This is a genomic window from Reyranella sp., from assembly GCF_004296935.1.
Classification (GTDB): Bacteria; Pseudomonadota; Alphaproteobacteria; order Reyranellales; family Reyranellaceae; genus Reyranella.
The window spans coordinates 12,568-37,848 of the sequence record NZ_SCVH01000071.1 but is presented as its reverse complement, the minus strand read 5'-3'; the positions used below and the strand labels follow the sequence as shown (position 1 = coordinate 37,848).

Sequence of the window (25,281 nt, the reverse complement as noted above, 5' to 3'; positions counted from 1 at the left end):
TGTGTGGCAGCAGGGCCGATCTTGGGCGGCCAATGTAAGCTATTTGTTGACGATAGTAAGTGATTAGCTTACATTCTCAGGGTGATCCGAAGCTTTAGAAGCAAGGCCCTTGCCGACCTGTGGGAGAAGGGCCGCACGGCGAAGATAGATGCCCGCATGCATGAACGCATTCTCAGGCGGCTGGATCGGTTGGAGTCGGCCGAGAGACCAGACGAGATGAATCTTCCGGGATTCGATTTCCATCCGCTAAGAGGGTTCAAGCCGACGCGCTATTCCGTCCATGTGAACGGGCCCTGGTGCATCACTTTCGAGTTCGAAGGCGCCGACGCATTTCGTGTCGACTTCGAGCAGTATCATTGAGGAGGCCGAACGATGACCTTTGTTGCCCGGCGCAATCGAGCCCGCTGTCCCACCCATCCTGGAGTGCTGCTGCGGGAGGACGTGATTCCAGCCACCGGCAGGACCAAGTCGGAGATCGCCGGTCTGCTGGGCATCTCGCGACAGCACCTCTACGACATCCTGGGCGAGCGCAAACCAGTCTCGCCATCCGTCGCGGTACGTCTGGGCAAGCTGTTCGGAGACGGCGCCGGTGTGTGGACGCGTATGCAGGCGGCCTACGATACTTGGCATGCCGAGCAGAACGAGGACGTAAGCGGCATCCCGACGATCCGGGCGAAAGCGGCTTAGGTCGGTGATGACGGAAGCATGCGTGCGAGATGTGGGATCGGTCATGACGACCACTCTCGTTTTGTCATCCTGAGCGAAGCGAAGGATGACAAAGGCGGTCATCCCATTGCTAAATCTTCGAGTGGGCCCTATCTGATTCGGATGCGCGAGCTCCTCTCCGTTTCCCAGCTCTCCGACATCATCGAGCAGGCGCGCGGCCAAGCGCCGGCGGACTTGGTCGTAAAAGACGTCGGCATCCTCGACCTCACCTCGGGCGAGATCAAAACGGGCGACATCGCCATCGCCGGCGACCGCATCGTCGGCACCCACGAGACCTACAACGGCGCCACCGAGATCGACGGCCGCGGCCTCACGGCCGTGCCGGGCTTCATCGACGCCCACGTCCATTGCGAATCCACCCTGGTCACGCCGCTGGAGTTCGACCGCTGCGTCGTGCCGCGTGGCACCACCACGGCGATCTGCGATCCGCACGAGATCAGCAACGTGCTGGGCATCCCGGGCCTGAAATATTTTTTGGAGTGCGCGGCCGTCACGGTGATGGATCTGCGCGTGCAGCTTTCGTCGTGCGTGCCGTCGACCCATCTCGAAACCTCGGGCGCCACGCTGGAGGCCGAGGATCTGCTGCCGTTCAAGCATCATCCCAAGGTGCTGGGGCTGGCCGAGTTCATGAACGTGCCGGGCGTGCTGGCGCGCGATCCCAAGGTGCTGAAGAAGCTCGCGGCCTTCTCCGACGTGCAGATCGACGGCCATTCGCCGCTGCTACAGTCCTACGACCTCAATGCCTACATCGCCGCGGGCGTGCGCAACTGCCACGAGACGACGTCGGCTGAGGAGGCGCGCGAAAAGCTGCGCAAGGGCATGCAGATCCTGGTGCGCGAGGGCACGGTGTCCAAGGATCTGGCGGCGCTGGCCGAGCTGATCACCACCGAGCGCGCGCCGTTTCTGGCCTTCTGCACCGACGACCGCAACCCGCTCGACATCGCCGAGGAGGGCCACGTCGATTACCTGATCCGCGCCGCCATCCGGAAGGGCGTGAAACCGCTCAACGCCTATCGCGCCGCGACCTGGTCGGCGGCCCGGCATTTCGGCCTGTTCGACCGCGGCCTGGTGGCGCCGGGCCAGCGCGCCGATCTGGTGCTGCTGGAGGATTTGGAGACCTGCGCCGTGAAGCAGGTGATCTGCCGTGGGAGTCTGGTGACGCCGGATCGGTTCAGGACACGGCCCGACGTGGCGTTGGTGGGCCTCGATTCGGTGAAGCTGAGGCCGGTGACGGCCGAGACCTTCCGCGTTCCGGCGGGCGCTGCGGGGTCGCCACCGGTGATCGGCGTGCGGCCGGGCCAGATCCTGACGGACCGGCTTTCGGTCCCGGTGGCGCGGCGGGACGGCGCGCTGGTGGCCGATGTCGCCTCCGACGTGCTGAAGGTGGTGGTGCTGGGCCGGCACAATACCGAGGGCAGGGTCGGGCGCGGCTTCGTGAAGGGGTTCGGCATCGCCCGCGGCGCCATCGCCTCGTCGATCGGTCATGACAGCCACAATGTCTGCGTCATCGGCTGCAACGATGCCGACATGGCCGTCGCCGTGAACCGGCTGATCGCGCTGAAAGGCGGCTTCGCGGCCGCCGTCGATGGCCAGGTGGTGGCCGAACTGGCGCTGCCCATCGCCGGGCTGATGAGCGACCGGCCGTTCGAGGAAGTTGAGCGGGGGCTGCGCCGCCTGCGCGAGGCGGTGCGCGGCCTCGGCACGACGCTCCACGAGCCCTTCCTGCAGATGGCCTTCCTGCCCCTGCCGGTGATCCCGCACCTCCGCATCACCGATAAGGGCCTGGTCGACGTCGACAAATTCGAACTGGTCGGCTGATCCCCCTCCGGCGCCGTCTTGCGGGGCGGAGGGGGCAGGCCCCTCACGACAATGTCATTTTATATACTTGCAAGTTCAGCAGGTTTATGCCTATATTTCTGGTAGGCTGGCGGGGATTGCGCCGGCCTTTTTCCATTTCGGCAAGACCTGCCCGCGGCCGCCCGCGGGTTCGCTCAAGAGCTTGGTGCAGCCGCCGCGGGTCCTGACCCGTGGGCCTATTGGCCTCTGACCCCCTCCGCCCCCTTCCGGGGGCACCTCCCCCGAGACGGGGGAGGAGTTAAGTCGACTCCCTTCTTCTCCTCCCCCGTCTCGGGGGAGGTGGCCCGTAGGGCCGGAGGGGGCGGACTCCGGGCCCAACTTCGGGCCCAACACTCCCGCGTTTCAGGTGGGCCCGCTCAGCCGGGCAAAAGCCCGCATTCATTGGCTTTCCGGCGCGCGGAGAGCCGATATTCTGTCGGTCGAGTTGGGCCAAAATCGCAAAGTTGGGCCCAACCTGTGCCGCTAGCGGATCATGGCCCGGAGCTTGGACGAGATCAGGTCGGTGACGAGCACGAGGGCCAGGATCACGATCACGCAGGCCGCCGTGTCCTCGTAGGCGAAGAGCTTCATCGAGCTGATCAGCTCGAAGCCGATGCCGCCGGCGCCGACCATGCCGAGCACGGTCGAGACGCGGATATTGGTCTCGAAGCGGTAGAGCACGACGCCGATCCAGGTCGGCAGGACCTGCGGCAGCACGCCGAAGACGATGCGCTGCAAGGTGCCGGCGCCGGCGGCGCGCAAGGCGTCGAGCGGGCCCTCGTCGATCTCCTCGATGGCTTCGGCGAAGAACTTGCCCAGCATGCCGGCGCCATGGAGCGCGATGGCGAGCACGCCGGCGAAGGGGCCGAGGCCGACGGCGGCGACGAAGATCAGCGCCAGGATGATCTCGTTGATGCCGCGCATCACGTTCAGCACCTGGCGGAGCCCATGGAACACCCAGGCGTAGGGCGAGAGGTTGCGGGCGGCGAAGAAGCAGACCGGCAGCGCCAGCACGATGCCGAGCAGCGTGCCCCAGAGCGCGATCTGGACGGTCTCGATCGCCGGCTGGATCAGCTTCTGCATGAAGGCGAAGTTGGGCGGCAGCATGCGGCCGATGAAGTCGCCGATCCACGGCAGGCCGTCGACGAAGCCCGAGATGCTGAGGCGGGTGCCGACGGCCGACCACCACAGCACGGCCGCCGAGAGGCCGAGGACGGGGGCCAGGATCCACCAGCCGAGCGGACCGCGCGGCTTGTTGACGACGAATTGCAGGGACATGTTCAGGCCCTTTCTTCGATGGCGGCGGCGGCGATGACGGCTTCCGCCGCGGTCCGCCGGCGCTCGGTCAGGCGCTGGGCGGCGTCGAGCACGTTGGGATCGTCGAGGCCGGGATAGATGCTGCGGATCACGTCGCCGGTCACGCCCGACGGCGCGCCGTCATAGACGACCTCGCCGGCCGAGAGGCCCACGACACGCTCGGCGAATTCGAGCGCATAGTCGATCTGGTGCAGGTTGCAGAGCACGGCGATGTTGGAGTCCTTGCAGCTTTTCTTCAGGTAGGTCAGCACGGTGCGCGAGGTCTTGGGATCGAGGCTGGCCACCGGCTCATCGGCCAGCATGAACTTGGGCTGCTGGGCGAGCGCCCGGGCGATGCCGACCCGCTGCTGCTCGCCGCCCGACAGCGCATCGGCGCGGCTGCGGGCCTTGTGGCTCATCGCCACCTGCTCGAGGCAATGCAGCGCGATCCGGACATCGGCCTCGGGGAAGAGCTGCAGGCTGCTCAAAATGGGCGAAAGATCGGCCATGCGGCCGACCAGCACGTTCTTCAGCACGCTGAGGCGCTTCACCAGATTGTGCTGCTGGAAGATCATGGCGACGTTGCGTCGGAGCAGGCGGAGGTCGCGGCGGTTGGACGAGAGCGAGGTGCCGTCGACCACGATGTCGCCGGCCGAGGGCTCGATCAGCCGGTTGATGCAGCGCAGCAGGGTCGACTTGCCGGCGCCCGACGGGCCCAGCACGACGACGAACTCGCCGGACCGGATCGAGAGGTTGATATTCCGCAGCGCCTGGAGCTCGCCGTAGGACTTCGCCAGGCCCTTGATTTCGATCATGTGCCGATCTCCTTGGAAGCAGAAGTAGGGCGGCCCTACTTCTGCTTCTTGAGGTCGATGTTGGCGAGCTTGGCGGTCTCGCGCACGACGTCGTAGGCTTGGTCGTTGGTTTCCTTGAAGCCGTTCAGCTTGCCCTGGTCGGACCAGTTGAGGCCCTTGATGGCGAGGAAGGCCGCCTTCACCTTGGCCTTCATCTCGGGCGACAGGTCCTTGCGCCACACCATGGGCGACTCGGGGATCGGCGCCGATTCCCACACGACCTGGATCTGGTCGGCTTTGATGTGGCCCTTGGCGATGGCGGCATCGAGGATGCGATCGGCGATGGTGGCGGCGTCGACCTTGCCGTTGGCCACGGCCAGCGCATTGGCGTCGTGCGCGCCGGTGAAGATCACCGTCTTGAAGTCGCGCTTGGGCTCGATGCCGGCCTTGAGCAGGCCGGCGAGCGGGAAGGCGTAGCCCGAGGTCGAGGCGGGATCGACGAAGGCGAAGTTCTTGCCCTTGAGGTCGGCCAGGGTTTTGATGCCGCTCGACTTAAGCGCGATGATCTTGCTGTGGTAGTAGGTGCGGCCGGCCTTGGCGGTCTCGGCGATGGCGAAGGCCTCGACCGGCGTCACCGTGGTGGCCAGCACGTAGGAGAACGGCCCGAGGTAGGCGATGTCGAGATGCTTGGCGCGCAACGCCTCGATGACGCCGTTGTAGTCGGTGGCGACGAAGCCCTGGACCTTGTAGCCCGAGTTCTTCTCGACCGCGTCGAGGATGTCCTTGCTCTGCGCCAGCATGGCCCGCGAATCCTCCGACGGAATCAGTCCGACCTTGAGAACCTGCTGGGCGTGGACGATCGACGGTGCCGTGAGCGCGGTGCCGGCGGCGAGTACTCCGAAGGTACGACGTGTGATCATGTTTTCCTCCCGTTTGTTTTTTAGGCAGCGAGTTCCGCGACGAGACTTTCGCGTCGTCCGATGAAATTCTTTCCGCGATCGCCCGCCAGGGCATCGTCGATCAGGCGCGACCAATCGGCCGCCTTGATGCCGTGATCGGTGGCATCGGGCGAGATGCCGAGCTTCTTCAGGAAGGCTTCCAGTCGAGCCGCACCCGCGGCGAGGTCGGGGCCGAAGATGCGGCGCAACGCTGCGTCGCAGGCGGCATCGCAGCCGGCGACGGCGCGCATCACCATGGGCAGGCTGAAGGAGCAGGCGATGCCGTGCGGCACGCCGTGGTGCAGCGTCAGATGGTAGGACAGCGCGTGGGCAAGCGCCGTGCGCGTGTTGGAGAAAGCGAGCCCCGCGAACAGGCTGGCGCGGGCGAGGCGCGTGCGCAGGGCTTCGTTCCTGAGGTCGTCGGCCAGCAGGGGCAGGGCCTCCAGCACTTCGCGCGCCGCGACCTCGGCCAGCGCACCGGAGACCGGGTTGGCGTTGACGTTCCAGATGCTCTCCAGCGCATGGCTGAGGGCATCGAGGCCGGTGCTGATCGTGACGGCGCGGGGCAGGCCCATCGTCAGCAAGGGATCGACCAGCGCGGCCTCGGGATGGAGTGTGTCGCGTGCCAGCGAGTATTTCTTCATCGCCCCGGTGTCCCACACCGTGGCCCACGAGGTGACCTCGCTGCCGGTACCGGCGGTGGTGGGGATGGCGATGATCGGCGTGCGGCCGAGCTCTTCGCCTCCTTTTCCCGTCTCGAGATGGCGGCGCACCCGGTCGAAATCCCCCGATGCGGCGGCCAGCACCTTGGCGGCGTCCATCACCGAGCCGCCGCCCAGCGCCACGATCGCTTCGACAGGCCGTGTGGCGGAGGCGTAGGTGCGGCAGGACTCGGCAAGGCCGGTGAAATCGGGATTGGGGCCGATGTTGCACACCGTGACGGCAGGCGTGCCGGCCATTGCCACGACCCGGCGCGTGAGCTTGCTGAAGACGCCGCCGCCGTTGGCATCGTCGTAGGTGACGAGGCAATAGGGCCGGCCGGCCAATACCTTGCCCAGCGTCTCGAAGACGCCGGCACCGAACTTCACGTCGACCGGATTACGGTAGCGCCACATCCGCGCCTCTCTCCCACAACTCTGTTGCTCTTTTGTGGACAAGTCTCCGGCTGGGTCTCACATTTATCCAATTCAAAGTTTCCCGATGATCCATTGAGAAAATCAATATGAGGCATACCCAGCTCCGGTCCTTCCACGCCGTGGCGCAGCGGCTGAGCTTTACCGCCGCGGCGCGCGAACTGGGCGTGAGCCAGCCCACCATCACCACCCAGGTGAAGTCGCTGGAGAGCGAGTTTGGGGTCGAGCTGTTCGTCCGCCGCGGCCGGCGCATCGAGCTGACGGAGACCGGCAGCGGCCTGCTCGACATCATGCGTCGCCTGTTCGACGACGAGAAGGAGGCAGCCGATTTTCTGAACGAGACGCGTGGCCTCAGGACCGGCCATCTGCGGGTGGGCGCGGTCGGTCCCTACCATGTCACCGACATGCTGGCGGCGTTCAATGCGCGCCATCCCGGCCTCTACGTCTCGGTGACGGTGGCCAACTCGCGCGACACGTTGCGCGACCTGCTCGACTACCGCACCGATGTGGCGGTGCTGGCCCATGTCGACCCCGATCCGCGCCTGGTGGCGATCCCCTACCGCCGTCATCGGGTCGTGGCCTTCTGCCACGTCGACCATCCCTTCGCAAAGAAGCGCAGCCTTCGTGCGCGCGAACTGGAGGGCCAGCGCCTGATTGTGCGTGAACCAGGCTCGACAACGCGACTTGCCTTCGAACAGGCGATGGCCAAGGCCGGCGTGCGGCCCAAAGTCGTGATGGAGATCGGCAGCCGCGAATCGATCCGCGAGGCGGTGGCCAAGGGCATCGGCCTTGGGGTTGTGTCGGAGGCGGAATTCATCCCCGATCCGCGCATCCACGTCCTGCCCGTGACGGACGCGGAGATCTACACCTATGCCCACGTGGTCTATCTGCGCGAACGTCAGAACGCGCGACTGGTGCGGGCCTTTCTTGCGGTGCTGAGTGGATTGCTGGCGGCCGGTCCGGCCGCGGGGCGCCGCTCCCGGTCGCCAACCCCGGGCCGATGACGGCACTGTTTGACCGATACGCCCGTGCACAGCGCCGCGATTCGGACCTTTCCCGAAGAAGCGCCGGCCCTGTGCCGCGGCATCGGCCAAGCCGTTGGCGTAGCGGGCCAATTGCCCGATCGCGGCACAGGCAGCGGCACACCTGGTGGTGTCTTGCGGCACATTTCGTGTGCCGCTGCCGCCCTCAGCCGCGCCGTACGCCCGCGCCGCCGTCCACCGGCAGCGTCACGCCGGTGATGAAACTCGCCTCGTCAGAGGCCAAAAAGAGCGCGGCGTTGGCGACGTCCCAGCCGGTGCCCATCTTGCCGCGCAGCGGCACCTTGGCATCGCGCTCGGCCTCGACCTCGGCGCGGGTCTTCTTGAAAGTGCGGGCGCGCGTGTCGACCGCCATCGGCGTGTTCATCAGGCCGGGCAGGATGACGTTGGCGCGGATGCCGTATTCGGCGTTCTGATAGGCGAGCTGCTCGGTGAAGGAGACCATCGCCGCCTTCGTGGCCTTGTAGGCGACGTAGGGGTAGGTGGAGATCACGGCGTTCGAGGAAATATTGATGATCGAGCCGCTCCTCTGGGCGCGCATGATCGGGATCACGTGCTTGGCGGCGAAAATGCAGCTCTTGAGGTTGATCGCCACGCAGCGGTCGAACGCCGCCTCGTCGAGTTCGAGCAACTCGGAATCGCCGCCCGAGAGGCTGACGCCGACGTTGTTGTGCAGGATGTCGATGCGGCCCCAGCGGCCATGCACGTCGGCCACCATGGCCTTGATCTCGGCCTCCCTGGTAACGTCGGCCTTGAAGGCCATCGCCGTTCCCTGGTTGGCGCCGATCATTTCGACCGTTTCCTGGGCCGACTTGAGATTGTGATCGACACACAGCACCTTGGCGCCCTCGCGCGCAAAGGTGAGGGCCGTCGCACGGCCGTTGCCCATGCCTTCGCCGGGGCTTTGGCCGGCGCCGACGACGACGGCGACGCGATCTTTCAGGCGCATGTCAGGACACTCCCGGAATTGGATACTGCTTCAGCACTTCCTTGTATTGCGGCTCGTTGTCCATCTTCATGGTGGCGAGGACGCGCACGACCGCGCAGTAGAAGGCGATGGTAAGCACAAGGTCGGTCATGTGCTCGTTGCTGAGGTCCTTCTTGATCTCGGCGAAGGTGGCATCGGACATGGCGAGCTCGCGCACCATCTCGCGTGCGCCCTTCAGGATCGCGCGGGCCAGCGGCTCGAGCTTGGAGGGCTTGCCTTCGGTCTCGAGGAAGAGGTTCTGGATGTCCTCGTCGGTGACACCGAATTCCTTGCCGATCTTCACATGGTGGGTGAATTCGTACTCCGACTTCTCCATCCAGCCGACCTGAAGGATGGCGAGCTCGCGCAGCCGTGGATCGAGTGTGCTCTTGTTGCGGATGTAGCCGCCGATTCCATGGAAGGCGCGCGCCATGCCGGGCGAATTGACGAGCAGCCGCGTGAGATTGATCGGCCGCTTGAGCAATTCCTTGTGTTCGGGCGGAAGCTGCTCGGCATCGAGATAGGGCAGGCGGGCCATCTGTTCGTCTCCTCACTGAGCTGCTGAGTCGCGTTCCGGGCCCTGCAGCGTGACGCCGCCGTCGACCACCAGCACATGGCCGGTGATGTAGCGGGCGTGGTTGGAAAGCAGGAACCGCACGGCATGGCCGATGTCCCAGCCGGTGCCTTCGATTTTCAGAACCGAGGCCTTGGCGCGCTGGGCGCGGTTGGCCTCGCTCATGCCGTTGCCGCGATTGACCATCGGCGTGTACATCGGGCCGGGGCAGATGCAGTTGACCCGGATATGGTCCTTGCCGTGATCGACCGCCATCGCCTGGGTGAGTCCGATGACCGCGGCCTTCGAGACGGTGTAGGTGGTGAGGCCGCGCGGCCTGAGCGCCGAGATCGACGAGATGTTGATGATGGCGCCGCCCTTGGCCGTCTTGATCATGGCCGGGATCGCATGCTTGGAGAGCAAGAACATCGTCTCGACGTTTACTTGCATGACCCGCCGGTATTCCTCGGGTTTCTCGTCGATCACGCTGCCGCGGCTGCCGATGCCGACATTGTTGTCGAGAAAGTCGAGCCGGCCCCAATGATCGACCGCGGCGTCGACCAGCCGCTTGCATTCGGCTTCCCTGGTGACGTCGCCGGCATGCGCTGCCGCCGTGCCGCCCTCGGCCTTGATCATCTCGACCGTGCGCTCCGCCAGCTTGAGGTCGAGGTCGGCGACCAGCACTTTGGTGCCGGCGCGCGCCAGCAGGATCGCGGCCGCCCGGCCGTTGCCGATGCCGTCGCCCGCCGCGCCGCCGCCGGAAATGATCGCCACCTTGCCGGCGAGGCCGGCGTCGTCCTCGGGACCTTTCATCGTCGTCTCCTTATGGTCGATCCCAGTCGATGCGGAAGCTGTCACCCTGCGGCCTGATGTAGCCCGCATTGGCGCCGGGGAAGTGAGCGGGGCAGAGCAGCGCATTGCTCTCGACGCAATCTTCGAGGAGCTGGCGCCTGGAGCGCGCCGACATCTCCTGGTCCCAGCAGAACTGGCTCGACCAGTCGGGATGATAGACCTGGATCGGGTGATGCATGATGTCGCCCGAGAAGCAGGCCTGCTTGCCGCCGTCCTTGAGGTTGATGGCGATCGAGCCCGGCGTGTGGCCGGGATAGTCCTTTATGGTGAGCAGCGGGTCGGGCTGGTGATCCGCCTCGATCATCACGGCCTTGCCGGCCTCGACGATCGGCAGAACCGAATCGTCGAACGAGCCGTCGTTGACGCCGTCCTTGGTTTTGCGCTCGTTCTCCCAGTGCGCGTACTCGCGCCTGGCGAAGAGGTACTTGGCATTGGGGAAGGTCGGCACCCAGCGGCCGTTCTCCAGTTTGGTATTCCAGCCGACATGATCGACATGCAGGTGCGTGCACATCACGAAGTCCACGGACTCGGGCGGGCAGCCGCAGGCGCGGAGGCGGTTGAGGAACGGCGTGTCGAGCTTGTTCCAGGCCGCGTTGTGGCGCTGCTTGTCGTTGCCGAGGCAGGTGTCGATCAGGATGGTGTGCCTGCCCGTCTTCACCACCCAGGTGTGGACGGAGCCGACGAGACGGTCGGAGCCCGCCTCGACATGGTCGGGCAGCATCCAGCCCTTCTGGGCGTCGAACGCTTCCTGATTGAACTTGGGGAACATGCGATTGGGCCTGAAGCCTGCAGCGCAGAGTTCCTCGACCTTCTCGATGGTGGCGCCACCGATCTTGCGAACCGTCATGGCGCTTCCCCTAGAAGGTGACGACGCTTCGGATCGACTCGCCGCGATGCATCAGGTCGAAGGCGTCGTTGATCTTCTCGACCGGCATGGTGTGGGTGATCAGCGAATCGATGTCGATCTTGCCGTCCATGTACCAGTCGACGATTTTCGGCACGTCGCGCCGGCCTTTGGCGCCGCCGAAGGCCGTGCCCATCCAGGTCCGTCCCGTGACGAGCTGGAACGGCCGCGTGGCGATCTCCTGGCCGGCGCCGGCCACGCCGATGATCACCGACTTGCCCCAGCCACGGTGGCAGCACTCCAGTGCCTGGCGCATCAATTTGGTGTTGCCCACGCATTCGAAGCTGTAGTCCGCGCCGCCGTCGGTCAGCTCGGCGAGATGTGCCACGAGATCCTTGGTGCCGAGGTCTTTCGGGTTGACGAAGTGCGTCATGCCGAACTTGCGGCCGAGCGCCTCGCGCGCCGGGTTGAGATCGACACCCACGATCATGTTGGCGCCGACCATGCGGGCGCCTTGCAGCACGTTGAGGCCGATGCCGCCCAGCCCGAACACCACGACGTTGGCGCCGGGCTCGACCTTGGCGGTGTTGATGACCGCGCCGATACCCGTCGTGACGCCACAGCCGATGTAGCAGACCTTGTCGAACGGCGCGTCGGGCCGGATTTTCGCCAGCGCGATCTCGGGCAGCACGGTGTGGTTCGAGAAGGTCGAGCAGCCCATGTAGTGATGGATCTTCTTTCCCTTGATCGAAAAGCGCGAGGAGCCGTCGGGCATCACGCCCTGGCCCTGGGTGGCGCGAATCGAGGTGCAGAGGTTGGTCTTGCCCGAGAGGCACGACTTACACTGGCGGCACTCCGGCGTGTAGAGCGGAATCACGTGGTCGCCCTTCTTCAAGGACACGATCCCGGGCCCGACATCGACCACGACGCCTGCGCCTTCGTGACCGAAGATCACCGGGAACAGGCCTTCGGGGTCGCCGCCGGAGCGCGTGAACTCGTCGGTGTGGCAGACGCCCGATGCCTTGATCTCGACCAGCACCTCGCCGAACTTCGGCCCTTCGAGGTCGACTGTTTCGATCTCGAGGTTCTTGCCGGCTTCGTAGCAGACCGCTGCCTTTGTCTTCACGCGAATATTCCCCCGACTTCGGAAGCGGGGAGCCTAGAGCAGGGGAGCGGCCCCAGTCTATGCCGCGACTGACTTGGCCAAGGTGTGCGCCATTTCAGACTTCGCCTCGCGATACTGCTGGATCAGGCGGCGGCAAAGCTCGGAGGCAGTGGGAATGTCCTCGATGTTCCCGACGCCGTGACCGGCCGTATAGATGTCCTTCCAGCGCTTCTTGTTCTCCGATGCCGCCACGATCTTGCCCGGCAAGGTCGTGCGCAAGACATCGAGGTCGATGCCGGCGGACACCAGGCTGGGCGTCAGCCAGTTGGCCGGCGCGCCGTCGATCGAGGCGGTGAGGAAGACGTCGGTGGCACGGGTCTTCAGGATCATGTCCTTGTGCGCAGGCACCGCCATCGCTTCCTTGGTCGCGATGAAGCGCGTGCCGATATAGGCGAGGTCGGCGCCCATCGCCTCGGCCGCCAGCACGTCGCGGCCGGTGGTCTGGCCGCCGGCCAGCACGACAGCGAAGTGATCGCCCAACTGGCGCACCTCGTTCATCAGGGCGAAGGGATTGATGGTGCCGGTATGGCCGCCGGCGCCACCGGCCACGGCGATCACGCCGTCGACGCCGGCTTCCAGTGCCTTTTCGGCGTGGCGGCGGTTGGCGATATCGTGCAGCGCCACTGCGCCCCAGCCATGGATGCGCTTGATCGCATCACCCGGCGCGCCCTTCGACGTCAGCACCACCGGCACCTTGTACTTCTCGACCAGTTCGAGGTCGCCGGGGTAGCGCGGGTTGGAGGCGTGGACGACCAGGTTCACCGCCCAGGGGGCGGGCGTCTGACCCGAATCCTCGAGCCGCTTCATGCCCTCCTGCATCTCGTCGAGCCAGGCCTGGAACTCCTCGCGGCTGCGCGTGCCGTGGGCGGGGAAGCTGCCCATGAGGCCCTCGGCACAACAGGCGAGGGTGAGGGCGGGATTGGAGACCAGGAACATCGGCGCGGCGATGGCGGGAATCGCCATGCGCTCCATCAGTTTCTTCACTTCAGCGCGTGCCATGGCTCAAACCTCTCCCACTGCGGGTGTCGTCGAAGTGACGCCCGCCTCGGCCAGCTTCTTCAATTGTGCGTCGTCGTAGCCCAGCAGTTCGCGCAGCACCTCGCTCGTGTGCTGGCCGAGATCGGGGCCGGGGCGTTCGATGCTGATGCCCTTGCCACCGAGGCGGTAGGGCAGGCCTTTGACCAGGCCACCGCGCTCGTCGCGAACCAGCGTCACCCCCTGCAGGGCAGTGTTGCGCAGAAGATCGTTGCCGTCGTTACAGATGGCCGCGGCGATGCCGCGCGCCAGCAGCGCCGATACGGCCGCGGCGCTGTCGTGGCTGGCGCAGAGGGCTTCGAGGCCGGCGTCCGGCTTATCGAGGGTGAGAGCGATCCAGCGCCCGTCCTTGCAGCGATAGGCATCCTGCTGGGCCACACCTTCTTCCCGGTTGCCGCGCCGGCCATTGGGCCGTGCCGGATCGGCCGCGGCCACGAGGATCTCCTCACCCAGGGTGAAAGACGCCACCTCGCGCTGTGAGAAGTCGAGAAACGCGCCTTTGCCGGTGTGGCGCGCTTCCATGACGGCCGTGATCACGATGCCGGTAGCGAACAGCGACACGATCTGGTCGGGATAGTTCACGTCCATGCCGGAGATGCGTGGCTCCTCGCCTTCGTAGCCGGTGAGAGAGGCGATGCCCGAGGTCGCGTCGAGTGTGCTGCCGAACGAAACGTTCATGCGCTCCGGCCCGGTGTCGCCCTGGCTCGAAATGGCGGCGAACACGAGGCGCGGATTGATCGCGCTCAGGTCATTGTAGCCAAGGCCCGCGCGGTCGAGCACGCCGCGACGGAAATTCTCGACCACGACGTCGCAATGGCCAGCGAGCTCGCGGATCACGCGCTGTCCCTCGGGATCCTTGAGGTTGAGTGCCAGGCCACGCTTGTTGCGGTTGGTGAAACGGAACTGCGGCGAGCGGTTCCACCAGCCGTCATCGTTGTCAGGCTTGCCGACGACGCGGAAGGGATCGAGATAGGCGCCCGACTCGATCTTGATCACGTCGGCACCGAGATCGGCCAGCATGGCGGAGGTATTGGCGCCGGCCGTGAGCAGCCCGAAGTCGAGGACGCGGATGCTGTCGAGTGGACGCGCACTCATGCCGCCAACTCCGGCGCTGGCTTTGGCGCAAACGAACGGCCATTCCACTGCACGGGCAATTGCGGCAGGCGGAGCTTGCCCAGCTTCGGATGCGCCATCTCGGCCAGGAAGCCGCGCGCGACATACTGCTCCGTCTCCAAAAGTTCGGCGGGGGAGAAGATCGGTCCGAGCGGCACGCCCTTGGCCTGGGCGGTCGTCTGAATCTCGGCGCGGGTCTTGTCGGCGAACCACGGCGCGATGATCTCATACAGCTCGGCGATGTTTTGGCGGCGGCCGGCGCGGGTGCTGAACCTGGGATCGCCGAGGCGCGGATCGCCGATCAGGGCGCGCGTCGCCGGCCACTGGGTGGCGGTGTAGACGACGGCCACGTGGCCATCGCGGCACGGCACGATCTGGAACTCCGAGTTTTTGCCTTCGCGGCCGGGCGAGATGCCGCTTGCGTCGGCGCCTGAGGCGGCCTTCCAGTTCACCCACTGCATCACTTCGGCCAGCGACACGCGGACATCGGGCGCAGTCTGGCCGGCGGCGCGGGCGGCCAGCGCCGCGGCAAGGCCAGTGAAGGCGGTGAGGCCCGCGGCGTAGGAGGCCTGGTGGCCCCCTAGTCGCAACGGCTTGCGCTCGGGCTCGCCCACCATGTGCAGCAGGCCGCCCATTGCCAGGATGGCGAACTCACTCACCGGCTGACCGGCGGCGTCCATCTCGACCGGAAACGCCGCGATCTCGATCGGAGTCGCGCGCGAGGCACGTAGCAGCGGTGCCGAGGCCGCCGGCTCCTCGAACAGCACGGCGCCGGCCTTGTCGAGCAGGCCTTTCAGCGCGATGCGACCCACGTCGCTGGCAAGGTCGAGCACCAGCGAGCGCTTGGAAGTGTTGAGGAACTGGAAGAGCGCGCTTTCGCCCTGCGGCAGGAACGGCGGCGCGCGGCGCACCGGATCGCCGCCGGGTGGTTCAATCTTGAGCACATCGGCGCCGAGATCGGCCGCGATCTTGGTGGCGAGCGACGTCGCCAGACGAAGGCAGAGCGGCACGTTCGTGTCGTTCACCTCGAGGATCGTGAAGCGGGCCAGCGGCAAGGCGGTATCGTCGCTCATCGTCTGCATATCGTGGCGTGTGCTACTGTGCCGGTCTACGGACGAATTTCGCGGGGACTTCATGGCTCAGACGGGTAATCACAAGGGGCTCACATTCGGCATCTTCCTGGCGCCGTTTCATCGCGTCGGCGAGAATCCGACGCTCGGCATGGCGCGCGACATGGAGCTGATCGAGTGGATCGACGAGCTGGGCTATGACGAGGCCTGGATCGGCGAGCATCATTCCGCCGGCTGGGAGACCATCGCCTCGCCGGAAGTCTTCATCGGCGCTGCCATCGAGCGCACGCGCTACATCCGCCTCGGTTCGGGCGTCACCAGCCTGCCGTACCATCACCCGCTGATGGTCGCGAACCGCTTCGTGCAGCTCGACCATATGTCCCGCGGCCGCACGATGCTGGGGTGCGGCCCGGGCGCTCTGCCGTCGGATGCCTACATGATGGGCATCGGACCCTCGACCCAGCGGCCGCGCATGGAAGAGGCGCTGGCCGCCATCATGGCGCTGCTGAAGTGCGAGGAGCCGGTCACCATGAAGACGGACTGGTTCGAGCTGAAAGAAGCGCGCCTGCATCTGGCGCCCTACAGCTACCCGCACTTCCCGATAGCCTGCGCCAGTACCATCACGCCGTCGGGCATGATCGCCGCCGGCAAGCACGGGCTCGGCGTATTGTCGATCGGCGCCGGCATTCCGGGCGGGCCGGAAATGCTGGGCAAGCAGTGGGGCATCTACGAGGAGACTGCGGCCAAGCACGGCCACAAGGCCGACCGCTCCAAATGGCGGGTCGTGGTGAACGCGCATGTGGCCGAGGACGACGAGCAGGCGCTGCGCGAGGTCCACGCCGGCGAACGCAACGAGACCGTGACCTATTTCGAGGACACCCTGGGCCGGCCGCCGGGCCGCGCCGACGATCCGCTGCGCGACGGCGTCAAGATGGGCACGACACTCGTGGGCAATCCCGACACCGTGGCCAAGGGCATCGAGCGACTTCTGGGCTATTCCAACGGCGGCTTCGGTGGCGTGCTGTTTCGCGCCCATGAATGGGCCAGCCGCGAAAGCACGCTGAGGTCCTACGAGCTGTTCGCGCGTTACGTGATGCCGCGCTTCCAGGGTTCGCTCGACACCATCGTCAACTCGAACCAGTGGGCCAAGGACAACCGCAAGGGCATCTTCGGGCCCAACGTCGCGGCGGTGAAGAAGGCCTTCACCGACGCCGGCCGCGAGGCGCCCGAGGAGTTCCGGGCCCGCACGCCGGGTGCGCGCGACGTGGCGGGGGACTAGGACTGGCGACTAGAACTGCTTCTTGGTGCCCGGCTCGGCGTCGATCACCTGGATCGAGGTCTGGCCCAGCGCCGCCTTGTATTCGGCCGGCGTGCCCTTGAGGAAGGGGTTGCTGGCGTAGTGCATGGGCCAGGCCATCTTGGGCTTGATCAGCTCCTTGGTGGCGTAGGCAGCGTCCTTCGGGTTCATGACGTAGTGGCCGCCGATCGGCACCAGCAGCAGGTCGGGCTTGTAGTAATCGCCGATCAGCTTCATGTCGCCGAACAGGCCGGTGTCGCCCATATGGTAGATCTTGAAGCCGTTCTCGAGCTCGATGATGAAGCCGACCGGCTCGCCCGCACTGTAGGTCGTGTTCTTGCCGGTCACGGGATCCTTGAGCAGCATCTCGGAGGAATGCTCGGCGCGCACCATGGTGATCTTGACGCCGGGGAAGGGCTCGATGATGCCGCCCTTGTTCATGCGCGGCACGAGATTGGCGGGCATCAGGCCGAGCGTCAGCAGCATCTGGTTGAGACCGGCCGGCGCCCAGAGCGGCGCATTGTTCGTCTTGGAGATCTCGATCGCATCGCCGAGATGATCGCCGTGGCCGTGCGTCACCAGGACGAGATCGACTTTGCCGATCTTGCCGAGGTCCTTGAGCTCGGGCGGGATCTTGGTGGCGCCCATGATCCAGGGATCGATCATGATCACCTTGCCGCCGGGCGTCGTGAGCTTGAAGGCGGCCTGGCTGTACCACAGCAACTCGGCCTTACCTTGGGCATTGGCTGCACCGGCCAAGGCCAGGCAGGTCGCGGTAATGATGGAAAGAAGCCGGAAAATCATGAGCGTGCCCCCCAGATTGTTTCGCAGAGCCTAGCACCATTTTTCGCAGCGAAAGAGCGCACTTTCCTGTGAGCCGCCAATCGCCCAACATGTGCACCGCACAATGACCAGGGGGACGGCCCAGCAATGAGTATCAAGGGCAAAGCCTATATTGCCGGCATCTACGAGCATCCAACGCGGCTCGCCAAGGATATCTCGCTGGCGCAAATCCACGCCCAGTGCGCCAAGGGTGCGCTCGAGGATGCCGGGCTCACCAAGGACGATGTCGACGGCTATTTCTGCGCCGGCGACGCGCCCGGCCTGGGGCCGATGTCTATGGTCGAGTACATGGGGCTGAAGCCGCGCCACGTCGATTCGACCGATACCGGCGGCTCCTCCTACGTGCTCCATGTCGGCCATGCCGCCGAGGCGATCGCCGCCGGCAAGTGCAAGGTGGCGCTGATCACGCTCGCCGGCCGGCCGCGCGCCGAGGGCATGGCGACCGGCACGGTGCCGCGCTCGCGCGGCGGCACGCCGACGCCGGACGAGCCTTTCGAGTTTCCCTACGGGCCGACGGTGGTGAACATGTACGCCATGTGCGCCATGCGCCACATGTACGAGTTCGGCACGACATCGGAACAGCTCGCCTGGATCAAGGTCGCGGCCTCGCATCACGCCCAGCACAATCCGCACGCGCTGCTGCGCGACGTGGTCACGGTCGAGGAGGTCGTGAACTCGCCGATGATCTCCGATCCGCTGCACCGGCTCGACTGCTGTGTCATCACCGATGGCGGCGGCGCGATCGTGGTCGTGGCGCCGGAGATCGCGGCCAAGCTCAAGCGGCCCAAGGTCAAGCTGATCGGCGCCGGGGAGTTCATCAAGACGCAGATGGGCGGCAAGGTCGATCTCACCTACTCGGGCGCGCGCGTGAGCGGTGCGGCGGCCTTTGCCGAAGCGGGCGTCAAGCCCGCTGACATCAAGTACGCCTCGATCTACGACAGCTTCACCATCACGGTGCTGATGCAACTCGAAGACCTCGGCTTCTGCGAGAAGGGCAAGGGCGGCGCCTTCGTGGCCGACGGCAACCTGATCGCAGGCACCGGCAAGCTGCCGTTCAACACCGACGGCGGCGGGCTTTGCAGCAACCACCCCGGCAACCGCGGCGGTCTCACCAAGGTGCTGGAGGCGGTTCGCCAGCTGCGCGGCGAGGCCCACCCCGCCGTGCAGGTGAAGAACTGCAATCTCGCCGTCGCGCATGGCACGGGCGGTTCGCTCGGCCTGCGCCACGGCAGCGCCACCGTCATTCTGGAGAGGGAGTAGGCCATGGCCGCGCAAGAAAGAAAGCTGCCGGCACCGGCGGTCAGCCAGGAGACGCAGGCCTATTGGGATGCCGCCGCCAAGGGCAAGCTGCTGGTGCGCAAGTGCACGGGCTGCGGCCAGGCGCACCACTATCCGCGCACGATCTGTCCCTTCTGTTTCAGCGACAAGACGGAGTGGATCGAGGCATCGGGCAAGGGCACGATCTATTCCTACAGCGTCATGCGCCGCGCCCCGGTGCCCTACGCCATGGCCTATGTGACCCTGGCCGAGGGCCCGCGCATGGTGACCAACATCGTCGACTGCGACTTCGACAAGCTGAAGTGCGAGCAGGCGGTGAAGCTGGTCTTCAAGCCGACCGACGGCGGGCCGCCGCTGCCGATGTTCACGCCGGCCTAAGCCGCGACGGCGAAGATGTAGCGGTCGGGCCGCAGCAGTGCGGCCCGCACGCCGTGTTGGGTGAGCCACTCCTGTCCGACACCGGGCAGGAGGACGGCATCCGGTCTCAGATGTTTTAGCAACGCCGTTTCGCCGACGATGGCGAAGCGCTGGCCGATTGCCTCGTCCATGAGGCGGCCGTCGGTCAGTCGCGGTTGCGGGAAGATCGTGCCGACCGGCGGCGGCCCGTCGCTGCGGCAGCCCGGCCCGAGCTGCGGCTGGGGGAAGTCGAACATCTCCGCTCCCGAGGCGAAGCGCTGGTCGCGCGCTGCCGCTGCGGCCGGATCGGTTTCCTGCAGCACCGCACCCAGCTTCACCGCCAACTCGATGAATACGCGGACGTGCGGCAGGCGTTCGCTCTCGTAGGTGTCGAGCAGGCTATCGTCGGCGCCGTCCTTGACGACGGCAGCGAGCTTCCAGGCGAGGTTGGCCGCATCGCGCAGACCTGCGCACATGCCCTGGCCGAGGAACGGCGGTGTCTGGTGGCAGGAATCGCCGGCCAGCAGCAGCCGGCCCTGGCGCCAGCCTTCCTGGACGACCGAATGAAAGGTGTAGACGGCGGCGCGTTCGATGTGCGCGTCCTCCGGTCCCAGCCAGCGCTCGATCATCGGCCAGAAAATTTCCGGCTCGGTCAATCGTTCCTGATCATCGCCGGGCATCAGCATGATCTCCCAGCGCCACCGCCGGCCGCCGACATGCACGACCGTCATCGGCCGGGCCGGATCGCAGAGCTGGACGGTGTGATCGGGCAGGGTGCACACGCGCGGCCGGTCGAGGTCGCACAGCAGATCGACCACGAGCCAGGGCTGATGCAGGCCGAGGTCGTGCTGGCGGCTGCCGATCGCGCGGCGCACCAGCGAGCGCGCGCCGTCGCAGCCGACCACATAGCGGGCGTCCACGTCATCGACCGAGCCGATTTCATGGCCGAGATGGACGCGCACATTGGGAAACCGCGCCATGCCAGCGCGCAGGGTCTCTTCGAGAACCGGTTGATGGAAATACCAGTTGCCCGCCCAGCCATGTGGGCCCGGACCGTCGACGCCGCGGCGGACCATGAGCGTGCGGCGGTCGGCGTTGACGAAGTGCATACCCTTGGACGAGGCGCGCGCCGCGGCGGCGACACGGTCGGCCAGGCCCACCGATTGGAAGATACGCATGACCTCGCCGTCGAAATGCACGGCGCGCGGCAGCGGATGGATTTCGCGCTCGCGGTCGTAGATGTCGACCGCCAGACCGGCCTGGCCCAGCAGATTGGCCAGCAGCGCGCCGACCGGCCCGCAGCCGACGATGGCCACGTCAGTAGAAGCGGCTATGGTGGAACTCCCCCGTAGGCGCGACGATCATAGAGCAGGAAGGCACGGCCTGTGCTAGTGATTCACCATGTCGAACCTCGATCCCGTCACCTTGACCGTCATCCAGAACGGCCTGATCCAGGTCTGCAACGAAATGGACCTGGCTTTCGTGCGCTCGGCGTTCTCGCCGGTGATCTCCGAAGGAATGGACCGTTCCGACGGCATCTACGACGCCGTGGACGGCTCGCTGATTGCCCAGGGCGAACTGGGATTGCCCGTCTTCGTCGGCACCATGCAATTTTCGACCCGCGCCGTCATCGAGCGGGTGAAGAGCCACTATGCGGGAAAGGTGGCGCCCGGCGACGTCTTCATCGTCAACGACCCCTATCTCGGCGGCACCCATCTGATGGATGTGCGGTTCGTCAAACCGTTCTTCTACAAGGGCGAGGTTTTCGCCTGGCTCGCCAACACAGGCCACTGGCCCGACGTCGGCGGCATGGTGCCCGGCGGCTTTTCGGCCAGCGCCACGGAGGTCGAGCAGGAGGGCCTGCGCCTGCCGCCGGTGAAGTTCTTCAAGAAGGGCGAGATGGACCATGAGATCCTGTCGATCATCCTCAGCAACATCCGCATTGCCGACCAGCGTATCGGCGACATCAAGGCCCAGGCCGCGGCGCTCACCACCGGCGAGGTGCGGCTGACCGCGCTGATCAACCGCTACGGCGCTGATGTCGTGCGGGCTGCGATCGCCGAGATGCGCCATCGTGCCGAGCGCCAGATGCGAGCCAAGATCGCCGATATTCCCGACGGCATCTACGTGGGCACGTCGCAGGTCGACAGCGACGGCGTCGTTGACGAGCCGCTCACCATCCGGATGAAGATCACCAAGAAGGGCGACGAGCTGCTTTTCGACATGACCGGCTCGAGCCCGCCCTGCCGCGGGCCGATGAACAGCGTCATCGCCACCACCAAGTCGGCGATCTATCTCGCCATCAAGCACATCTTCCCCGACGTGCCGATCAATGCCGGCACCTTCGAGCCCCTGAAGATCGTCGAGCCCGAGGGCACCTTCCTGTATGCGAAGTATCCGCGGCCGGTCTCGGGCTGTGCGGCCGAAGTGAGCCAGCGCATCGCCGAGGCGGTGTTTGCCGCACTCACGCATGCGATTCCCGACATTCTGTTCGCCGCTCCCGCCGGTACGTCGGGCAACCTCGGTGTCGGCGGCTTCGATCCCGAGCGCAACCGCAGCTACATCATGTATCTCTTCACAGGCGGCGGGTATGGCGGCTTCCTGGGCGGCGATGGTCTCAGCAACGGCTGTTCGACCATAGGCATTTCCAAGATGCCGCCGGTCGAGGTGCTGGAGCAGTTCTATCCGATCCTGTTTGAGGAATTCTCGCTCCGCGAGGGCTCGGGCGGCGCCGGCGAGTTCCGCGGCGGCTTCGGCATCAACTATGCGATCAAGCTCCGGCGCGGCGAGGCGCGGGTTTCCATGGTGATGGATCATGGCCGGACCGGCCCGCAGGGCGCGCTGGGGGGCGGCGCGGGGGGCGTCAACACCGTGGCCGTGACTCAAGGCGGCAAGACCTACCGCCCGCCGCATCTTTCCAAGGACCAGGACATCGAAATGGGCGTCGGCGACGTGGTGCGCGTGTCGACGCCGGGTGGCGGCGGCTTCGGCGATCCCACGAAGCGCGATCCGGCGCTGATCGCGCGCGATGTCGCGCGCGGCTACTACACCGCCGAACAGGCGCGCGAGAAGTTCGGGCTGCGGCCCGCCGCGGAATGAACCTGCTCCGGCGACAGCTCTTCGCCCTGCCCTTGGCGATGGCTGCGGGCGACGCATCGGCGCAGACCGGATGGATCGTGGTGCCGGGCGCCGACAATTCCTTCCTGGTCGATATGCCGGGTACGCCTGTTTACAAGGTGATCGACACGACGACGCCAGCCGGCACGCCCTTCGTCTATCACTCCTACAGCCTCGAATATCGGCGGCTGTCGTTCGTGGCGCAGACGGCGCTCTTTCCGGCCGAGGTCGACGTGGCGCGGCCGCGCACCAACCTGCAGATGGTGCTCGACGATCGCGCCCAGCGGCTCCAGGGCAACAAATGGACCCAGGTCGATTGGCGGCAGGTCCAAGGTGCGCCCGCTGTCGAAGCGATCGGCCCGATCACGGGCGGCAGCGCGCTGCGCCAGCTCGTGGTGCTGAAGGGCCGCCGCTTCGTCTCGCTGGGCTATCTCGCGCCCGCCGACGCCATGCGCGCGCCTGAGGCCGAACGCTTTTTCCGCTCGTTGAGGTTGCTCACATGACAAGGCCGCGCATCAAAGTTCTTGCGTTGGGCGGCACCATCGCGACGCGGCCCGATGCTTCGGGCGCGATGCAGATGGGATTGGGCGCCGACGATCTCGTGGCGGCCGTGCCCATCCTGGCGACGCTGGCCGAGATCGATGCTGAGACGGTGTCGCGCGTCGGCAGCCATTCGCTGGGCTTCGACCAGATCCATGCGCTGGCGGCCAGGATTGCAGCCCTCGAGGTCGATGGTGTCGTTGTGACGCAAGGCACCGACACGCTCGAGGAGACCTCGTTCCTGCTCGATTTGCTGCTCGATCGCGACATACCGGTGATCGTGACCGCGGCGATGCGCAACCCGGCGCTCACCTCGCCCGATGGACCCGGCAACCTGCTCGCCGCCGTGCGCGTGGCCTGCGATCCGTGGGTGCGGGCACATGCCAGGGCCCTGGGTGTGATGGTTGTGATGCTGGACGAGGTCTATGCCGCGGCCGATGTGCTCAAGGTTCACCCGACGCGGCTCAACGCCTTTGCAGCCCCTCAGGCCGGCCCGCTCGCAGCGCTCGTCGAGGATCGCGTGGTGCCGCTCGCGCTGCCGGTGCGTGATGCGATCGTCGTGGCACGTGCGCGGCTTGGCGACGCATCGGGTGGCAAGGAGTCGCCGGTTGCCCTGCTGTGGCTCGGCCTCGACGAACCCGGCTACCTGCTCGAGGCGATCGTCGATCATCGCGACCAGCTGGGTTATCGCGGCGTGGTGTTGGGGGCGATGGGTGGTGGCCACGTGCCGGAGAGGGCGACGCCACTGGTCGTGCGGCTCGCCGGGATCGTGCCGACGGTGGTCTCGCCGCGCGCCGGCGGCGGGCCGATGCTGCGACAAACCTACGGTGGTCCCAGTTCCGAGATCGCGCTACGCAAGGCGGGCCTGATCTGGGGTGGCCGGTTGCATCCCCTGAAGGCGCGGGTGCTGCTGGAGACGTGTCTCCGGGCCGGGCTCGGCCGCGCCACCATTGCCGAAGTGTTCGACGCCTTCGGCTAGGAGTAGAATGGCCGGCGCGAGGTGATCGTCATGTTCGAAGTCTTCGACGCGGTCCTGCTGGCCCGGCTGCAGTTCGCCTTCACGGTCTCGTTCCATTTCATCTTTCCGTCCTTTTCGATCGGCCTCGCGAGCTATCTCGCGGTGCTCGAAGGTCTGTGGCTGTGGACGGGCCGGCAGATCTATCTCGACCTGTTCAAGTACTGGCTGAAGATCTTTGCGCTCGCCTTCGGCATGGGCGTGGTCTCGGGCATCGTCATGGCCTACCAGTTCGGCACCAACTGGGCGGCCTTTTCCGACAAGGCGGGACCGGTCATCGGGCCGCTGATGGCCTACGAGGTGCTGACCGCCTTCTTCCTCGAGGCGGGCTTCCTGGGCGTCATGCTGTTCGGCATGAACCGCGTCGGTCGCACCCTGCATTTCGTCGCCACGCTGGCGGTCGCGGTCGGCACCTTCATCTCGGCCTTCTGGATCCTGTCGGCCAACAGTTGGATGCATACGCCGGCGGGCTTCGTCATGAATGCTGGCGGCCAGTTCGTGCCCGCCGACTGGCTGGCGGTGATTTTCAATCCGTCCTTTCCCTACCGGCTGGTTCACACCGTGTTCGGCGCCTATCTCACGACCGCGCTGGTGGTGGGCGCGGTCGGCGCCTGGCATCTCTTGCGAGCCAAGTCGGACAAGGGAGGGGCAAACGACGGCGCGCGGGTCATGTTTTCCATGGCCATGGGCATGATCACGGTGGTGGCGCCGCTGCAGATATTCGCCGGCGACCAGCACGGGCTGAACACGCTCGAACACCAGCCGGTCAAGGTCATGGCCATGGAGGGACATTTCCAGAGCTATCCCGACGGCGCGCCGCTGATCCTGTTCGGCTGGCCCGACCGGGCGGCGGCCGTGACGCGCTTCGCGGTCGAGATCCCCAAGGCCTCGTCCCTGATCCTGAAGCACTCGCTCGACGCGCCGCTCAAGGGTCTCGACTCGGTCGACCGCAAGGAATGGCCGCCGGTGGCGATCGTGTTCTGGGCCTTCCGCATCATGGTCGGCATGGGGATGCTGATGCTGGCGCTGGCGGCGCTCAGCCTGCTCGCGCGCGTTCGGCACCGGCTCTACGACTGGCCATTGCTGCATCGCTTCGCCCTCATCATGGGGCCGGCCGGCTTCGTGGCGGTGATCGCCGGCTGGGTGACGACCGAGGTCGGGCGCCAGCCTTACACGGTGTATGGCCTGCTGCGCACCGTCGACTCGGCCTCCAGGCTCGACGCGCCGGCGGTCGCGGCCTCGCTGCTGGCCTTCATCGTCGTCTACTTCGTCGTGTTCGGCGCCGGCGTCTTCTACATCCTGAAGCTGATGGGTCAGCCGCCGCACCGTGGCGAGCAGGGGCCGGACCGCGGCCAGCCGGTGCGTGCGGCGGGGCTCACGCCGGGGCCCGTGGTGGCCGAGCCGATGGCGACCGGCGGCCGGGAGTCCTGATC

Annotated in this window: 25 protein-coding genes; 11 read left to right on the top strand and 14 right to left on the bottom strand. The window is 66.3% G+C overall.

Features of this window, described 5'->3' with window-relative positions; genetic code table 11:
- The first annotated feature begins 81 nt into the window (after nucleotides 1–81).
- From EPO55_RS09390 to ade, 3 genes are all read left to right on the top strand, one after another.
- Nucleotides 82–360, top strand: coding sequence for a type II toxin-antitoxin system RelE/ParE family toxin (locus tag EPO55_RS09390; protein ID WP_296336411.1), 279 nt, complete (start codon nucleotides 82–84; stop codon nucleotides 358–360).
- A 12-nt stretch (nucleotides 361–372) separates the two neighbouring features.
- Nucleotides 373–687 carry a HigA family addiction module antitoxin gene (locus EPO55_RS09385; RefSeq protein WP_296336410.1) on the top strand — a complete coding sequence of 105 codons (315 nt, stop codon included), beginning with the start codon at nucleotides 373–375 and terminating at the stop codon, nucleotides 685–687.
- Nucleotides 688–828: 141 nt separating this feature from the next.
- On the top strand, nucleotides 829–2,544 hold the full coding sequence (gene ade / locus EPO55_RS09380) for an adenine deaminase (protein WP_296336409.1): 1,716 nt from the start codon (nucleotides 829–831) through the stop codon (nucleotides 2,542–2,544).
- 501 nt (nucleotides 2,545–3,045) lie between these two features.
- On the opposite strand, the gene phnE is transcribed toward ade, so the two are convergent.
- Genes phnE through psrA form a run of 4 tightly spaced genes read right to left on the bottom strand, consistent with a single transcriptional unit; the run spans nucleotide 3,046 to nucleotide 6,705 of the window.
- Nucleotides 3,046–3,840, bottom strand: a complete 795-nt coding sequence (phnE, locus tag EPO55_RS09375; protein WP_296336407.1) for a phosphonate ABC transporter, permease protein PhnE — start codon at nucleotides 3,838–3,840, stop codon at nucleotides 3,046–3,048.
- A 2-nt stretch (nucleotides 3,841–3,842) separates the two neighbouring features.
- On the bottom strand, nucleotides 3,843–4,673 hold the full coding sequence (gene phnC / locus EPO55_RS09370) for a phosphonate ABC transporter ATP-binding protein (RefSeq protein ID WP_296336406.1): 831 nt from the start codon (nucleotides 4,671–4,673) through the stop codon (nucleotides 3,843–3,845).
- A gap of 35 nt (nucleotides 4,674–4,708) precedes the next feature.
- The gene (locus EPO55_RS09365; RefSeq protein WP_296336405.1) at nucleotides 4,709–5,572 is read right to left on the bottom strand and encodes a phosphate/phosphite/phosphonate ABC transporter substrate-binding protein; all 864 of its coding nucleotides are present in this window, start codon (nucleotides 5,570–5,572) and stop codon (nucleotides 4,709–4,711) included.
- A 20-nt stretch (nucleotides 5,573–5,592) separates the two neighbouring features.
- Nucleotides 5,593–6,705 (bottom strand): iron-containing alcohol dehydrogenase PsrA, encoded by a 1,113-nt coding sequence (gene psrA / locus EPO55_RS09360; RefSeq protein WP_296336404.1) that lies wholly within the window; start codon nucleotides 6,703–6,705, stop codon nucleotides 5,593–5,595.
- Nucleotides 6,706–6,812: 107 nt separating this feature from the next.
- Here psrA and EPO55_RS09355 point away from each other — a divergent pair, with 107 nt between their 5' ends.
- Nucleotides 6,813–7,727: a LysR substrate-binding domain-containing protein gene (locus EPO55_RS09355; RefSeq protein ID WP_296336403.1), complete on the top strand. Its 915-nt coding sequence runs from the start codon at nucleotides 6,813–6,815 to the stop codon at nucleotides 7,725–7,727.
- A gap of 184 nt (nucleotides 7,728–7,911) precedes the next feature.
- Here EPO55_RS09355 and EPO55_RS09350 read toward each other — a convergent pair whose 3' ends face one another.
- Genes EPO55_RS09350 through EPO55_RS09315 form a run of 8 tightly spaced genes read right to left on the bottom strand, consistent with a single transcriptional unit; the run spans nucleotide 7,912 to nucleotide 15,365 of the window.
- Entirely contained in the window at nucleotides 7,912–8,712 is an 801-nt protein-coding gene (locus EPO55_RS09350) for an SDR family oxidoreductase (protein ID WP_296336401.1), read from the bottom strand.
- Nucleotide 8,713: 1 nt separating this feature from the next.
- Nucleotides 8,714–9,268 (bottom strand): carboxymuconolactone decarboxylase family protein, encoded by a 555-nt coding sequence (locus tag EPO55_RS09345; RefSeq protein WP_296336400.1) that lies wholly within the window; start codon nucleotides 9,266–9,268, stop codon nucleotides 8,714–8,716.
- A 12-nt stretch (nucleotides 9,269–9,280) separates the two neighbouring features.
- On the bottom strand, nucleotides 9,281–10,096 hold the full coding sequence (locus EPO55_RS09340) for an SDR family oxidoreductase (protein WP_296336399.1): 816 nt from the start codon (nucleotides 10,094–10,096) through the stop codon (nucleotides 9,281–9,283).
- A 10-nt stretch (nucleotides 10,097–10,106) separates the two neighbouring features.
- The gene (locus EPO55_RS09335) at nucleotides 10,107–10,982 is read right to left on the bottom strand and encodes an MBL fold metallo-hydrolase (RefSeq protein ID WP_296336397.1); all 876 of its coding nucleotides are present in this window, start codon (nucleotides 10,980–10,982) and stop codon (nucleotides 10,107–10,109) included.
- Nucleotides 10,983–10,992: 10 nt separating this feature from the next.
- The gene (locus EPO55_RS09330; RefSeq protein ID WP_296336396.1) at nucleotides 10,993–12,105 is read right to left on the bottom strand and encodes an S-(hydroxymethyl)glutathione dehydrogenase/class III alcohol dehydrogenase; all 1,113 of its coding nucleotides are present in this window, start codon (nucleotides 12,103–12,105) and stop codon (nucleotides 10,993–10,995) included.
- A 57-nt stretch (nucleotides 12,106–12,162) separates the two neighbouring features.
- On the bottom strand, nucleotides 12,163–13,143 hold the full coding sequence (locus EPO55_RS09325) for a nitronate monooxygenase family protein (RefSeq protein WP_296336394.1): 981 nt from the start codon (nucleotides 13,141–13,143) through the stop codon (nucleotides 12,163–12,165).
- 3 nt (nucleotides 13,144–13,146) lie between these two features.
- A complete protein-coding gene (locus tag EPO55_RS09320; protein WP_296336393.1) occupies nucleotides 13,147–14,274 on the bottom strand; it encodes a CaiB/BaiF CoA-transferase family protein in 1,128 nt (375 codons plus the stop codon).
- Nucleotides 14,271–15,365 carry a CoA transferase gene (locus EPO55_RS09315; protein ID WP_296336392.1) on the bottom strand — a complete coding sequence of 365 codons (1,095 nt, stop codon included), beginning with the start codon at nucleotides 15,363–15,365 and terminating at the stop codon, nucleotides 14,271–14,273. Before EPO55_RS09315 ends, EPO55_RS09320 begins: the two co-directional genes overlap by 4 nt.
- A gap of 61 nt (nucleotides 15,366–15,426) precedes the next feature.
- Here EPO55_RS09315 and EPO55_RS09310 point away from each other — a divergent pair, with 61 nt between their 5' ends.
- Nucleotides 15,427–16,641: an LLM class flavin-dependent oxidoreductase gene (locus EPO55_RS09310; protein WP_296336391.1), complete on the top strand. Its 1,215-nt coding sequence runs from the start codon at nucleotides 15,427–15,429 to the stop codon at nucleotides 16,639–16,641.
- A gap of 9 nt (nucleotides 16,642–16,650) precedes the next feature.
- Here EPO55_RS09310 and EPO55_RS09305 read toward each other — a convergent pair whose 3' ends face one another.
- The gene (locus EPO55_RS09305; protein ID WP_296336390.1) at nucleotides 16,651–17,463 is read right to left on the bottom strand and encodes a metal-dependent hydrolase; all 813 of its coding nucleotides are present in this window, start codon (nucleotides 17,461–17,463) and stop codon (nucleotides 16,651–16,653) included.
- A gap of 126 nt (nucleotides 17,464–17,589) precedes the next feature.
- Here EPO55_RS09305 and EPO55_RS09300 point away from each other — a divergent pair, with 126 nt between their 5' ends.
- Nucleotides 17,590–18,762: a thiolase domain-containing protein gene (locus EPO55_RS09300; protein ID WP_296336389.1), complete on the top strand. Its 1,173-nt coding sequence runs from the start codon at nucleotides 17,590–17,592 to the stop codon at nucleotides 18,760–18,762.
- A gap of 3 nt (nucleotides 18,763–18,765) precedes the next feature.
- Nucleotides 18,766–19,158: a Zn-ribbon domain-containing OB-fold protein gene (locus EPO55_RS09295; protein WP_296336388.1), complete on the top strand. Its 393-nt coding sequence runs from the start codon at nucleotides 18,766–18,768 to the stop codon at nucleotides 19,156–19,158.
- Here EPO55_RS09295 and EPO55_RS09290 read toward each other — a convergent pair.
- Nucleotides 19,155–20,510 carry a bifunctional 3-(3-hydroxy-phenyl)propionate/3-hydroxycinnamic acid hydroxylase gene (locus EPO55_RS09290; RefSeq protein WP_296336432.1) on the bottom strand — a complete coding sequence of 452 codons (1,356 nt, stop codon included), beginning with the start codon at nucleotides 20,508–20,510 and terminating at the stop codon, nucleotides 19,155–19,157. The genes EPO55_RS09295 and EPO55_RS09290 overlap by 4 nt on opposite strands.
- 67 nt (nucleotides 20,511–20,577) lie before the next feature.
- On the opposite strand from EPO55_RS09290, the gene EPO55_RS09285 reads away from it, so the two are divergent.
- From EPO55_RS09285 to EPO55_RS09270, 4 genes are read left to right on the top strand one after another with little or no spacing between them, the layout of a single operon-like run.
- Complete coding sequence (locus tag EPO55_RS09285; RefSeq protein ID WP_296336387.1) at nucleotides 20,578–22,275, top strand: hydantoinase B/oxoprolinase family protein; 1,698 nt, start codon at nucleotides 20,578–20,580, stop codon at nucleotides 22,273–22,275.
- A complete protein-coding gene (locus EPO55_RS09280) occupies nucleotides 22,272–22,796 on the top strand; it encodes a hypothetical protein (RefSeq protein WP_296336386.1) in 525 nt (174 codons plus the stop codon). The genes EPO55_RS09285 and EPO55_RS09280 overlap by 4 nt, the downstream gene beginning before the upstream one ends.
- Entirely contained in the window at nucleotides 22,793–23,812 is a 1,020-nt protein-coding gene (locus EPO55_RS09275; RefSeq protein WP_296336385.1) for an asparaginase, read from the top strand. The genes EPO55_RS09280 and EPO55_RS09275 overlap by 4 nt, the downstream gene beginning before the upstream one ends.
- Before the next feature lie 30 nt (nucleotides 23,813–23,842).
- Nucleotides 23,843–25,279 carry a cytochrome ubiquinol oxidase subunit I gene (locus EPO55_RS09270; RefSeq protein ID WP_296336384.1) on the top strand — a complete coding sequence of 479 codons (1,437 nt, stop codon included), beginning with the start codon at nucleotides 23,843–23,845 and terminating at the stop codon, nucleotides 25,277–25,279.
- The last annotated feature ends 2 nt before the right edge of the window (nucleotides 25,280–25,281 follow it).

Bases quoted from the DNA above. Each gene is read 5' to 3' on its own strand.
- ade (WP_296336409.1), top strand. From the start codon at position 829: ATGCGCGAGCTCCTCTCCGTTTCCCAGCTCTCCGACATCATCGAGCAG.
- psrA (WP_296336404.1), bottom strand. From the start codon at position 6,705: ATGTGGCGCTACCGTAATCCGGTCGACGTGAAGTTCGGTGCCGGCGTC.
- EPO55_RS09285 (WP_296336387.1), top strand. From the start codon at position 20,578: ATGTCGAACCTCGATCCCGTCACCTTGACCGTCATCCAGAACGGCCTG.
- EPO55_RS09315 (WP_296336392.1), bottom strand. From the start codon at position 15,365: ATGAGCGACGATACCGCCTTGCCGCTGGCCCGCTTCACGATCCTCGAG.
- phnE (WP_296336407.1), bottom strand. From the start codon at position 3,840: ATGTCCCTGCAATTCGTCGTCAACAAGCCGCGCGGTCCGCTCGGCTGG.
- EPO55_RS09320 (WP_296336393.1), bottom strand. From the start codon at position 14,274: ATGAGTGCGCGTCCACTCGACAGCATCCGCGTCCTCGACTTCGGGCTG.
- EPO55_RS09345 (WP_296336400.1), bottom strand. From the start codon at position 9,268: ATGGCCCGCCTGCCCTATCTCGATGCCGAGCAGCTTCCGCCCGAACAC.
- EPO55_RS09350 (WP_296336401.1), bottom strand. From the start codon at position 8,712: ATGCGCCTGAAAGATCGCGTCGCCGTCGTCGTCGGCGCCGGCCAAAGC.
- EPO55_RS09365 (WP_296336405.1), bottom strand. From the start codon at position 5,572: ATGATCACACGTCGTACCTTCGGAGTACTCGCCGCCGGCACCGCGCTC.
- EPO55_RS09275 (WP_296336385.1), top strand. From the start codon at position 22,793: ATGACAAGGCCGCGCATCAAAGTTCTTGCGTTGGGCGGCACCATCGCG.
- EPO55_RS09310 (WP_296336391.1), top strand. From the start codon at position 15,427: ATGGCTCAGACGGGTAATCACAAGGGGCTCACATTCGGCATCTTCCTG.
- EPO55_RS09280 (WP_296336386.1), top strand. From the start codon at position 22,272: ATGAACCTGCTCCGGCGACAGCTCTTCGCCCTGCCCTTGGCGATGGCT.
- EPO55_RS09295 (WP_296336388.1), top strand. From the start codon at position 18,766: ATGGCCGCGCAAGAAAGAAAGCTGCCGGCACCGGCGGTCAGCCAGGAG.
- EPO55_RS09305 (WP_296336390.1), bottom strand. From the start codon at position 17,463: ATGATTTTCCGGCTTCTTTCCATCATTACCGCGACCTGCCTGGCCTTG.
- EPO55_RS09355 (WP_296336403.1), top strand. From the start codon at position 6,813: ATGAGGCATACCCAGCTCCGGTCCTTCCACGCCGTGGCGCAGCGGCTG.
- EPO55_RS09335 (WP_296336397.1), bottom strand. From the start codon at position 10,982: ATGACGGTTCGCAAGATCGGTGGCGCCACCATCGAGAAGGTCGAGGAA.
- EPO55_RS09300 (WP_296336389.1), top strand. From the start codon at position 17,590: ATGAGTATCAAGGGCAAAGCCTATATTGCCGGCATCTACGAGCATCCA.
- EPO55_RS09385 (WP_296336410.1), top strand. From the start codon at position 373: ATGACCTTTGTTGCCCGGCGCAATCGAGCCCGCTGTCCCACCCATCCT.
- phnC (WP_296336406.1), bottom strand. From the start codon at position 4,673: ATGATCGAAATCAAGGGCCTGGCGAAGTCCTACGGCGAGCTCCAGGCG.
- EPO55_RS09340 (WP_296336399.1), bottom strand. From the start codon at position 10,096: ATGAAAGGTCCCGAGGACGACGCCGGCCTCGCCGGCAAGGTGGCGATC.
- EPO55_RS09270 (WP_296336384.1), top strand. From the start codon at position 23,843: ATGTTCGAAGTCTTCGACGCGGTCCTGCTGGCCCGGCTGCAGTTCGCC.
- EPO55_RS09325 (WP_296336394.1), bottom strand. From the start codon at position 13,143: ATGGCACGCGCTGAAGTGAAGAAACTGATGGAGCGCATGGCGATTCCC.